The sequence below is a fragment of the Cellulomonas sp. B6 genome (assembly GCF_001462455.1).
Lineage (GTDB): Bacteria > Actinomycetota > Actinomycetes > Actinomycetales > Cellulomonadaceae > Cellulomonas.
The window spans coordinates 1-10,942 of record NZ_LNTD01000130.1; the positions used below are offsets into that span (position 1 = coordinate 1).

General features: G+C 74.7%; 12 protein-coding genes. 3 read left to right on the plus strand and 9 right to left on the minus strand.

Annotated features, from left to right (window positions below):
• The 3 genes from ATM99_RS12415 to ATM99_RS12425 all read left to right on the plus strand — a co-directional run.
• The coding region (locus ATM99_RS12415; protein ID WP_062103210.1) for an alpha/beta hydrolase at positions 1 to 781 on the plus strand (781 nt) is incomplete at its 5' end.
• Between the two features lie 271 nt (positions 782 to 1,052).
• Positions 1,053 to 2,468 (plus strand): endo-1,4-beta-xylanase, encoded by a 1,416-nt coding sequence (locus tag ATM99_RS12420; protein WP_062103211.1) that lies wholly within the window; start codon positions 1,053 to 1,055, stop codon positions 2,466 to 2,468.
• Positions 2,469 to 2,782: 314 nt separating this feature from the next.
• Positions 2,783 to 3,664 (plus strand): manganese catalase family protein, encoded by an 882-nt coding sequence (locus ATM99_RS12425; RefSeq protein WP_062103212.1) that lies wholly within the window; start codon positions 2,783 to 2,785, stop codon positions 3,662 to 3,664.
• Positions 3,665 to 3,908: 244 nt separating this feature from the next.
• Here the strand turns inward: ATM99_RS12425 and ATM99_RS12430 are convergent, their stop codons facing one another.
• The 9 genes from ATM99_RS12430 to ATM99_RS19365 all read right to left on the minus strand — a co-directional run.
• Positions 3,909 to 4,523 (minus strand): DUF2231 domain-containing protein, encoded by a 615-nt coding sequence (locus tag ATM99_RS12430; protein ID WP_062103213.1) that lies wholly within the window; start codon positions 4,521 to 4,523, stop codon positions 3,909 to 3,911.
• A 106-nt stretch (positions 4,524 to 4,629) separates the two neighbouring features.
• Entirely contained in the window at positions 4,630 to 5,079 is a 450-nt protein-coding gene (locus tag ATM99_RS12435) for a GNAT family N-acetyltransferase (RefSeq protein ID WP_062103214.1), read from the minus strand.
• 29 nt (positions 5,080 to 5,108) lie between these two features.
• Positions 5,109 to 5,975 (minus strand): MurR/RpiR family transcriptional regulator, encoded by an 867-nt coding sequence (locus tag ATM99_RS12440; RefSeq protein WP_062103215.1) that lies wholly within the window; start codon positions 5,973 to 5,975, stop codon positions 5,109 to 5,111.
• Positions 5,953 to 6,813, minus strand: a complete 861-nt coding sequence (gene phnE, locus ATM99_RS12445) for a phosphonate ABC transporter, permease protein PhnE (protein ID WP_062103216.1) — start codon at positions 6,811 to 6,813, stop codon at positions 5,953 to 5,955. The genes ATM99_RS12440 and phnE (ATM99_RS12445) overlap by 23 nt, the downstream gene beginning before the upstream one ends.
• Positions 6,810 to 7,619 (minus strand): phosphonate ABC transporter, permease protein PhnE, encoded by an 810-nt coding sequence (phnE, locus tag ATM99_RS12450; protein WP_062103217.1) that lies wholly within the window; start codon positions 7,617 to 7,619, stop codon positions 6,810 to 6,812. The genes phnE (ATM99_RS12445) and phnE (ATM99_RS12450) overlap by 4 nt, the downstream gene beginning before the upstream one ends.
• On the minus strand, positions 7,616 to 8,452 hold the full coding sequence (gene phnC, locus ATM99_RS12455) for a phosphonate ABC transporter ATP-binding protein (protein WP_062103218.1): 837 nt from the start codon (positions 8,450 to 8,452) through the stop codon (positions 7,616 to 7,618). Before phnC ends, phnE (ATM99_RS12450) begins: the two co-directional genes overlap by 4 nt.
• A 15-nt stretch (positions 8,453 to 8,467) precedes the next feature.
• Complete coding sequence (phnD, locus tag ATM99_RS12460; RefSeq protein WP_062103221.1) at positions 8,468 to 9,496, minus strand: phosphate/phosphite/phosphonate ABC transporter substrate-binding protein; 1,029 nt, start codon at positions 9,494 to 9,496, stop codon at positions 8,468 to 8,470.
• Between the two features lie 8 nt (positions 9,497 to 9,504).
• On the minus strand, positions 9,505 to 10,206 hold the full coding sequence (locus ATM99_RS12465) for an HAD family hydrolase (protein WP_062103219.1): 702 nt from the start codon (positions 10,204 to 10,206) through the stop codon (positions 9,505 to 9,507).
• Positions 10,207 to 10,287: 81 nt separating this feature from the next.
• The coding region (locus tag ATM99_RS19365; protein ID WP_062103220.1) for a hypothetical protein at positions 10,288 to 10,942 on the minus strand (655 nt) is incomplete at its 5' end.

Sequence of the window (10,942 nt, forward strand, 5' to 3'; positions counted from 1 at the left end):
GGACGACGCGCCGGTGCGCGCGCTGCGCGTGTACCGGCCGAGCGGGGTGACGACGACGCCGGGGGTCTTCGTCAACCTGCACGGCGGTGGGTTCGTGCTCGGCGACGGCGGCGGCGACGACCCGTACTGCCGGTTCCTCGCCGAGGCGGCAGGGTGCGTGGTCGTCAACCTGGACTACCCGCTCGCGCCGGAGCACCCGTACCCGGCGGCGGTGCACCACGTCACGGACGTGCTCGCGTGGCTCGCGACGCACGGGGCGGTGCTCGGCGTCGACGGCGGGCGGGTCGCGGTCGGCGGGCACAGCGCCGGTGGCAACCTCGCGGCGGCCGCGTGCCTGCTGGGTGCCCGCCGCGGAGGGCCGCGCCCGGTCGGGCTGGTCGTGGACTACGCGCCGCTGGACCTCGCGCGGCCGCCGGCCGAGAAGCTCGCGGCGACACACGGCGCCGGGGCCGCCGAGCTCGCCGAGGTCGGTGCGCGCTTCAACGCGTGGTACCTGCCGGACGCGGCGCGGGGTGCCGAGGAGCTCGCGTCGCCGCTGCTGGCCGAGGACCTCACGGTGCTGCCGCCCACGCTGGTCGTGACGGCGGCGCTGGACCTGCTCGCGGCGGAGGGCGACGCGTTCGCGGAGCGGCTGCGGGCGGCCGGCGTGGCCACGACGCACGCGACGTTCCCCGGCGTCGACCACGGCTTCACGCACGCGGGACCGGTCCGCGAGGCGGTCGCGGCGTGGCACCTCATGGGCGGGTTCCTGGCGGGCGTGCTGGCACCCGACCCGTCCTGAACCCCGGCGCCGGAGCGCGGCTCAGCAGCGAAAGTGTCGGAGCGCAGGATGGAGCGCTCCCACTGCGGATCGGCCTGTGCGTTGCCGTGCACCCGTTGAGAGGCCTCAAACACGCCTGCTTCATCGATCAACGTCACCCTCAGGAGTGCTGAAACGTTTCCGACCAGCGATCGAAAGTACCGATCCACCGGAGAGCGGTTGACCCCCCGAGGGACCCCGGCGAGGGTGAGGCGCGCCGGTCACAGCCGGCGCACCAGATCGAGGAGGATCAATGACGACCCCACGTCAGAGGTACCGTCGCGGCCGGCTCGCCGCAGCCTTCGGCGGGCTGGCCGCCGCCACGCTCGCCGTGACGCTCGCGGTCCCCGCCGCCGCCGCCGGCAGCACGCTCCAGGCTGCCGCCGCCGAGAGCGGCCGCTACTTCGGCACCGCGATCGCCGCGAGCCGCCTGAACGACGGCACCTACACGACCATCGCGAACCGCGAGTTCAACATGATCACCGCCGAGAACGAGATGAAGATGGACGCGATGCAGCCCAGCCGCGGCCAGTTCAACTGGTCCTCGGGCGACCGCATCGTCAACTGGGCACGCCAGAACGGCAAGCAGGTGCGCGGGCACGCGCTGGCGTGGCACTCGCAGCAGCCGGGGTGGATGCAGAACATGGAGGGGTCCGCGCTGCGGACCGCGATGCTCGACCACGTGACCCAGGTCGCGTCGTACTACCGCGGCAAGATCTACGCCTGGGACGTCGTGAACGAGGCGTTCGACGACGGCTCCTCGGGCGCGCGCCGCAACTCGAACCTGCAGCGCACCGGCAACGACTGGATCGAGGCCGCGTTCCGCGCCGCACGCGCGGCCGACCCGGGCGCCAAGCTCTGCTACAACGACTACAACACCGACAACTGGCAGCACGCCAAGACGCAGGCCGTCTACAACATGGTCAAGGACTTCAAGGCCCGCGGCGTCCCGATCGACTGCGTCGGCTTCCAGGCGCACTTCAACTCCGGCAACCCGGTGCCGTCGAACTACCACACGACGCTGCAGAACTTCGCCGACCTGGGCGTGGACGTGCAGATCACCGAGCTCGACATCGAGGGCTCGGGCAGCTCGCAGGCGCAGCAGTACCAGGGCGTCGTGCAGGCGTGCCTCGCGGTCGCGCGCTGCACGGGCATCACGGTGTGGGGCGTGCGCGACACCGACTCGTGGCGTGCCAACGGCACCCCGCTGCTGTTCGACGGCTCGGGCAACAAGAAGGCCGCGTACACGAGCGTGCTCAACCAGCTGAACCAGGGCGGCACGCCCGTCCCCAACCCGGGCAACCCCACCCCGACGCCCACGCAGCCCGGCACCACGCCGACGCCCACGCCGACCCAGAACCCCGGCACGGGCAGCTGCACCGCGACCTACTCCGAGGGTCAGAAGTGGAACGACCGCTTCAACGGCACCGTCACGATCCGCGCGAACGGCGCGATCAGCGGCTGGTCGTCGACCGTCACCGTCCGCCAGCCGCAGCGCATCATCGCGACCTGGAACGGCAGCCCCACGTGGGACGCCAGCGGCAACGTCATGACCATGCGCCCGAGCGGCAGCGGTGCGCTCGCCGCGGGGCAGACGGTCTCCTTCGGGTTCACGGTCCAGCACAACGGCGACTGGACGTGGCCGACGCTGACCTGCTCGGCGTCGTGACGCGCTGAGCACGCACGACGCTCGGGCCTGACCGCGCACGCGCAGGGGGTCGCCCCAACGGGCGGCCCCCTGCGTCGTCGAGGTGGGCCGAGCCTGCGGCCTGCGGGTTCGGCGCCTGGGCGCGCGTGACGGGGGCGCCCCGCCTAGCGTCGAGAGCGGCGGGGCACGACGGCCCCGTCCTCGCACCGGCGGAAGAAGCCCGTCGGCGCCATCCCGGTCGCCGGGGGGCCGCCGATGGCGCCCGTGCGTGACCGAGGCACCCACGCCGCACCGTCACGCGACGTCCCGGCACGCCCGGGGCGCGGAGGTCACCCATGTTCTTCCACCGCCAGGAGCTCCAGCACCAGGCCAGCCCGGACAAGCCCGACGCCGTCTACGCGCGCAAGCTGCAGGAGGTGCTGGGCGGTCAGTACGGCGAGATCACCGTCGCCATGCAGTACGGCTTCCAGTCCTGGAACACCCACCTGCCCGGCAAGTACCGCGACCTGCTGTACGGCATCGGCGCCGAGGAGTTCGGCCACGTCGAGATGCTCGCGACCATGATCGCCCAGCTCCTGGAGAAGGCGCCCGTGGGCGTCACCGAGGACGCGATCCAGCAGGACCCGACCGTCGCAGCCGTCATCGGCGGCACCGACCTGCAGCACGCGATCGTCGCCGGTGCCGGTGCGCGCCCCGTCGACTCGATGGGCAACCCGTGGAGCGCGGGCTACATCACGGCGAGCGGCAACCTGCTGGCCGACTTCACGGCCAACGCGAACGCCGAGATGCAGGGCCGCGTCCAGGTCGCCCGGCTCTACCACATGACCGACGACCACGGCGTGCGCGACCTGCTCGCGTTCCTGCTGGCACGCGACACGATGCACCAGAACCAGTGGCTCGCGGCGGCCCGCGAGCTGCAGGAGGAGGGCCTGGAGGGGATGCCCGTGCCCAGCAGCTTCCCGCTCGACGAGGAGCACCGCGAGGTGTCCTACCAGTACATCAACTTCTCCGACGGCACCGACGCCGACAAGGGCTCGTGGGCGTCCGGCCCGACGCCCGACGGGCTCGGCGAGTTCACCTACGTCGCCGAGCCGCCCGCCGGCGTGCCCATGCCGCCGCCCACGCAGCCCGACCCGCGGTTCTACGGCACGACGCCGCAGCCGAACGTCGTCGAGAAGGCCACGGGCAAGATCAAGGACGCGCTCTCGAGCGAGTGACGCGACGCGACGCCGGGGACGGAGCGCCGTCCCCGGCGTCGTGGGTTCGGGCCCCCGGCGCGCGCGCCCGGCGGCGCGCTCCCATGCTCGTGCGTTGACCACGACCCCCGAGACCGGCACCCGGGACGGCGCGTCCCTGCGCCGTGCCGTCCGCCCGGACCACCGGCGACCGGAGACGACGCGGACCGCGCCTCCCAGCGCGCACCCCGCCGGAGTCCGGTGGGAGGCTCGGACGCCGCGCGCGTCAGGCGCTGCCCGCGGGCGCGTCGACCTCGTCCGCGTCCGGCGCCGGGCGATCCGCGGCCGGCCCGCTCAGACCGCGCGGCGGCGCACCCAGCCGGTACGACATGTGCCCACCGAGGTAGCCCCCCGCACCGACCGCACCCGTCGCGAGCAGCGACACCGCGACCCCGGCCGTGCGCGCCCCGCGCCGCCGCAGCAGCCACGACAGCCCGAACAGGCCCAGCCCGGCCCCGTTGAACGCCGCGTGCACCACGCCCACCCGGCGGGTCCGGCGGCCCGACCGCGCCCAGTCCGCGACGCCCGTCGCCGACGTCGGGAGCGCCGTCAGCACGCCGAGACCGACGAGCCGGTCGGCGTGCGGACGCGCCGACTCGCCCCCCAGCAGGTCGAGCACCGTCGCGCTCGCCCAGAGCCCCAGCGGCAGGTCCGTCATCAACGGGTGCACCGCGTGCCCCAGCGGGCGGCCGTGCAGCAGCGCCGCCAGCGCGGGACGGTCCGCCAGCGCGGCGACGACGCGCGGCCGGACGCGCTCGACGACGCCGTCGAGCGCCCGTGCGTCCTCCACCGTGCGGGTCAGCCGGAGCGCGGCGGACGTGTCGGTCGCGGTGCGTGGCATGGGCCCTCCTCGGTGCAGACCGGTCGCTCCGAGCCTCGCACCGGCACCACGACGCCGCCCGTCCGGGGCGCAGATCGGCGCGCTCGCGGGCCGCGGGTCGTGGTCGTCAGCGCGCCGGGGGAGTGCGCACCATCGGCACGTGCGGGATGCCGTCCTCGTCGTACGTGTCGCCGGTGCGGACGAACCCGAAGCGCTCGTACCACCGCTCGAGGTGGGCCTGCCCGTGCAGCTCGACCGGTGCGCCCGCGCGGCACAGCCCGAGCGCGCGCTCGATGAGCGCCCCCGCGACGCCGCGACCGCGCGCCGCCGGGGCGGTCGCGACGCGGCCCACGACCGGCCGGTCGCCGTCGACGTCGAGCACGCGCACGGTGCCGAGCAGCTCGCCGCCCTCGTGCGCCCACAGGTGCCGCGTCCCGGGCTCCAGGTCACGGCCGTCGAGCTCGGGGTAGGGGCACGCCTGCTCGACGACGAAGACGTCGACGCGCAGCCGCAGCAGCGCGTACAGCTCGGCGGGCGTCAGCTGGGCGGGGGTGCGGGTCTCGATCGTCGTCGGCACCGCAGCAGCCTAGGTGCCCGGACGGCGGGTCAGTCCTGCAGGCCGTCGCCCAGCACCGACAGCGCCGCGGCGCGGGCCGCACGGCCGCGTTCGCCGCGGTGCGCCACGAGCAGCTCGACGACCTGCTCGACGAGCAGCACGAGCGCGGCGCGGGACGTGTGGACCAGCTCGTCGTGGAACCCGTCGGTGATGGGCGGCACGACGAGCGTGACGTCGGCGCCCTCGGCGACGGGCGAGCGCGCGAACGAGGTGAGCGCCAGCACCCTTGCGCCGCTCGCGCGCGCCGCTCGCACGGTGTCGAGCGTCGCGCGGTTGACGCCCGAGCCGGACAGCACGACGCACGCCGACGCGGCCCCGAGCTGGCGGGCCGCGATCTGCTGCGCCAGCGCGTCGCCCAGCAGCTCGGCCGGCCGGCCGGCGGCGGTCAGCCGCAGCTGGAGGTCGAGCCCGAGCGGCGCCGACAGGCCGTTCGCGACGACGAGCACGCGCTCGGCGCGGTCGAGCGTCGCCACGACGTCGACGAGCGCCTCCTCGGTGAGCGCGGCCATGCTGTGCGCCAGCCGCGCGGCGAAGCGCCGGGTCGCGGCGTGCACGGCACCGGTGAGCGACGTCCCCGCGTCCGCGGGCGGCGCGGACGACTGCTCGAGCGCGATCTCGCGCGCGAGCGCGACCCGCAGCTGCGGGTAGCCGTCGTACCCGAACGCCTGCGCGGCGCGCACGACGCTCGCGCGCCCGACGCCGACCGCCTCGGCGAGCTCCTGCGCGGTGCGTTCGACCGTCCCCGCGCGGTCGGCGACGACCGCCTCGCCCACGCGTCGCTCGGTGGCCGGCAGCGACGGGAGCAGCGCGACGATGCGGGTGCTCGGCGGTGCGTCAGGCGCCCCTGCCCACGTCACGGACGCGTGCCCCCTCCATGATGCGGCGGCGGATCGCGCCGGAGACCGTGTCCATCAGCATCGTCGCGGCGACGACGACGATCAGGAGCATCCCGACGGTATCCCACTGCCGGAAGTTGGTGTAGTTCGACAGCATGCTGCCGATGCCGCCCGCGCCGACCAGGCCGAGCACGGCCGACGTGCGGATGTTGATCTCGAACCGGTAGAGCGCGAACGACAGCACCGTGGGCGAGATCGCGGGCCAGATCGCCCACCGGGTGACGTGCGCGGCGGTGCCGCCGGCGGCGCGGACGGCCTGCGACGCGCCCTCCTGCACGGACTCGACGGCCTCGTACACCCACCGGGCCTGCGTGCCGATCCCGGCGATGCCGAGCGCGAGCGCACCGGTCAGGGGCGTCAGCCCCGTGACGGTGAGGAGCACGAGCGCGAGCACGACCTCCGGCACGGCACGCAGCACCGCGAAGCACGCCCGCAGACCGAGACGCAGCCACGCCGGGCCGACGCCGCGTGCGGCGAGCAGCCCCAGCGGCAGCGACGCGACCACGCACAGGATCGCCCCCGTCCACGCCATCGAGATCGAGCGCCACGTCTCGAGCAGCGCACGGGGGAGCTTGTCCCAGCTCGGGTCCGCGAACATCAGGCGCAGGTACCCCGCGACCTTGCCGGGCAGCGCCGGGAGCTCGTCCCACGTGATCGACAGGCCGGCCGCGGCCGCGAGCACCACCGCGCCGACCACGAGCGCCCAGAGCGTCGGCCACAGCCGGGACGGACGCGGCGGCAGCGCGGTGCGCGTGACCGGCGGGTCGACGCGCGGCGACGTCACGGTCGCGGCGCTCACACCAGCCTCCGGCGCAGCAGGTTCGACAGCACCTCGATGACGACGACCACGACCAGGATCTCCAGGATGACGACCGACACGTCGCCGTACGCGTAGAACGCCCGCCGCTCGTCGAGCAGCCGGCCGATGCCGCCCGCCCCGACGATCCCGAGGATCGCGGAGATGCGGACGTTGAGCTCGAGCACGTAGAGCCACTGGTTCGCGAACAGCGGCGCGACCTGCGGCAGCGCCGTGACACGGTTGATCTGCGTCTGCGTGCCGCCCGCCGCGCGCCCGGCCTCCATGTACCCGTGGTCGGAGGAGTCGATCGCCTCCGAGACGAGCTTGACCACGATCCCGACGTCGAACAGCACGAGCGTCAGCACGCCCGGCAGCGCGCCCACGCCGACCATCGCGACGAGCACGGTCGCGTACACGAGGTCGGGGACCGCCCGCACGACGTTGACGACCGTGCGCACCGCCACGCGTGCGGGCGTCGACGGGTTGGTCGCGCGTGCGGCCCACAGGGTCAGCGGCACGGACAGCAGCGCCGCGACCGCCGCGCCGACGAGCGCCATCTGCAGCGTCTCGAGCATCGGGGCGACGGTGCGCGGCGCGAACGCGAGGTTAGGCTGCGCGAGCTCGGCCAGCTTGTCGGCGCCGTTGCGCCAGTACCGCGCGATCGACCCCAGGTCGAGCTCCACGCCGCCGATCGCGGGCAGGCACGTCGCGACAGTGAACGCGACGAGACCTGCGACGGCGAGCGCCGTGCGCACGACGTGCCGGGGCCGCGCCGGCACACGTCCGGCGAGGTCGACCGCGGTCACGCGCCGGCCCCCAGCACGTCGCGCGGCTGCACGGGGCGTCCGTAGATCTGCTCGAAGTCCGCGTCCGTCGCATCGGGCGCGGGCCCGTCGTAGACGACCTCGCCCGCGCGCAGCCCGATCATGCGCGTCGTGTACTGCCGGGCCAGGTCCATGAGGTGGATGTTCACCACGACGGTCAGGCCCTGCTCGGCGTTGATGCGGCGCAGGTCCGCCATGACCGCGTGCGCGGTCGGCGGGTCGAGCGAGGCGACGGGCTCGTCGGCCAGCATGACGCCGGGTTCCTGCGTGAGGGCCCGCGCGATCGCGACGCGCTGCTTCTGCCCGCCCGACAGTGAGCCGGCGCGCGTCCAGACCTTCTCGAGCATCCCGACAGAGTCGAGCGCGCGCAGCGCGAGCTCGCGGTCCGCGGCGGACGGCCGCCCCAGCAGCGAGCGCCACGCGGGGGTGTGCGCGAAGCGTCCGACCAGCACGTTGTGCAGCACGTCGACGCGCTCGGCGAGGTTGAAGCCCTGGAAGATCATGCCGACGTGCCCGCGGACCTCGCGCAGCGCCCGGCCGCGCAGCGCCGTGACCTGGTGCGGGCCGACGCGGACCGTGCCGGACGTCGCCGGCACGAGTCCGTTGACGGTGCGGATCAGGGTGGACTTGCCGGACCCCGAGAGCCCGACGACGGCGACCATCTCGCCCGGCTCGACGCGCAGCGAGACGTCCCGCAGCGCGCGGGTGCCGTTCGGGTAGGTGACGCAGACGCGGTCGAGCTCGACCGGCCACGACGAGCGGGCCGTGGGGGCCGGGGCGTGCCCGGCCCCCACGTGCGGTGCAGCGGTGCGCATGCGTGCGTCCTGCTCTCAGCCGGCGAACTGCTGGAGGATCTCGCCGTAGCGCGTGATCTGCTCGGGCGCGGTCTCGGACGTCCAGTCGGACAGGCCGACGAGGTCGAACATGACGTCCTTCGCCTCGGGGGAGGAGTCGGCGTACCCGTCCATGAGCGTCGTGAGCTTCTCGACGAGGTCGTCGGGGAGCGTCGAGGAGACCGCGACGCCGCCGTTGGGGATCATCTCGGTGTACGCGAACGCGACGACCTTGTCGGCGACGTCCGGGGCCTCCTTGACCACCGTCGTGCGTGCGTCCCAGTAGCCGAACGACACCGCGGCGTCGCCGCGGTAGACGGACAGGACGGCGTTGTTGTTGCCCTCGACGGGGATCTGGGCGATGTCGGCGTCGGTGTCGATGCCCGCGTCCCGCAGCGCGACCACCGGGTACTGGTAGCCCGCGGGCGAGGTCGCGGCCTGCAGCGCGACCTTCGTCCCCGGCGCGATCTTCTTCAGCGCGGCGAGGCCGGCGGGGCCCTGGCCGGTCGCGTCCTGCGCGGCCTTCTCGACGCCGTTGCAGTACGACAGCTCGATGCCGCTCGCGGCGTACGTCGCCTTCACGGGGGCGTCCTGGCAGTACGTGTCGGGGTCGTTCGTGTAGGCGACCGAGGCGTACGACGTGGCGCCGAACCGCACGTCGCGCAGGACCAGCCGCGCGTCGTACCGCTCGATCGCGTTGTACAGCGATCCGGCGTCGGTGATGACGACCTGCGCCTGGTCGGCGCCGAGCGCCTCGACGGTCGCGGCGTAGTCGGTCGCGACGACGCCCTGCACGTCGATGCCGAGCTCGTCGGAGAGGTAGCCGGTCAGCGGGTCGAGCGCCTCGGCGAGGTCCTCGCCCTCGACGGACGGCACGAGCGAGATGGTGATCGAGTCGGGCCAGTCGGCGGCACCGGCGGACGCACCGTCGGAGGCGGCGGGGGTCGCGGCCGAGCCGCTCGTGCAGCCGGTCAGGGCGAGCGCGGCCACCGCGAGCGAGCCGGTGGTGACGAGGGTCTTGCGCATGCGCGGGTTCACCTTTCGATGCGGGTGGTGACGCCGACGGGCGTCGGGGTGCTGGACGCCGCGGCGGCGGCCCAGGTCTGGAGGTCCGTGCGGAGGTCCGCGAGGGTCGCGGCCCGCATCGTGACGGGTGCGGTCGTCGTCGCGGCCGTGGGGCCGACGAGCGCGGTGTCGGCACCGAGGTCGAGGGCCGGTGCGAGGTCGAGGGCGAGGACGTCGCCGACGGCCAGGACGGGGCCGTCGGTGAGGGCGTCGCGGAGCACGGGGACGAGGCCCGCGGGTTTGCCCACCGTGAAGTGCTGCGCGTCGAACGACGTCGTGGCACCCCACTGCGCGAGCACGCGGTCGATGCCGACCTGCGGCGCGTTCGTGGCGAGGACGACGCGGGCGTGGCGCCGCAGGTCGGCGAGGAACGCCGGCAGGTCGGGCAGGGTGCTGACGGGGGCCTGCGGGGTGCCGAGGAGCGCACGGCTCGCCAGGTAGGCGTAGGCCAGCGCGTCGGCGGGGACGCGGTCGGCGCGCGCGAGCGACCCGACCACGTCGTAGCCGTCGCGGTGCTCGGGGCTGCCCGCCTCGTGCGCGGCGAGGGCCTCCGTCACGCGGTCGAGGAATCCGGGCCGCGCGTCCGGGGCCAGCAGCCGGGCGTAGGCGAGCACGGGCCCGGGGCCGACGGCGATCGTGCCGTCGAAGTCGAGGATGATGCTCGGGGTCACGCGGTCTCCCTGCGGTCTGGACGATGCGTCCATCGTGACCGAGAGAGATGGACGGAAAGTCCGTCCGGGGTGAACAGTGCGTTACGGCTGCGCGAGCACCACGGCGTTCCACCGCAGCCGGGGCTCCGCCGCGAACTCCGCGAGCAGCGCTCGGGCGTCGCCGTCCACCGGGAACGTCGTCACGAGGCGCATGCCGCGCCCGTCGTCCAGGCCGTGCACGAGCGCCGTCGCCCGCGCACCCGGCGCCCGGAACGTGACGGCGCGGGTGAGCACGCCGTCCACCCATGCGTCCGCCGAGCGCACGGCGGGCCGCCCGGGGGAGCCGACGGCGTCCGGGGCGTCACCCGCGACGGGGCCGCGGTGCCGGGTGCCGAGGAGCGGGCCGACCGCCCGCGTCACGCGCTCCAGCAGCGTCGTGCCCGAGTCGTGGTCGAGGAGGAACGCGTCGCGCGGCAGGCCGAGCGCTGCCGCCAGCTCGCCCTGGGCCCACCGGTCGCGCTTGAACCCGAAGGGCGTCGCGACGTCCGAGAACCAGTAGCCGTACACGTGCAGCAGCCCGGCGTTGCCCACCGGGTGGCGGTGGGGGAGGTCGGCCGCGCGGTGCAGCGCGTCCACGACGTCGCGGGGGACGACCGGCCCGCCGACGTGCTCGTCCTCGACCGTCGACGACGCCCACGCCGCGGTGCGGCCGGCGGCCGCGTCCCGCCGGACGGCCGCGAGCACGGCCGCGAGGTCC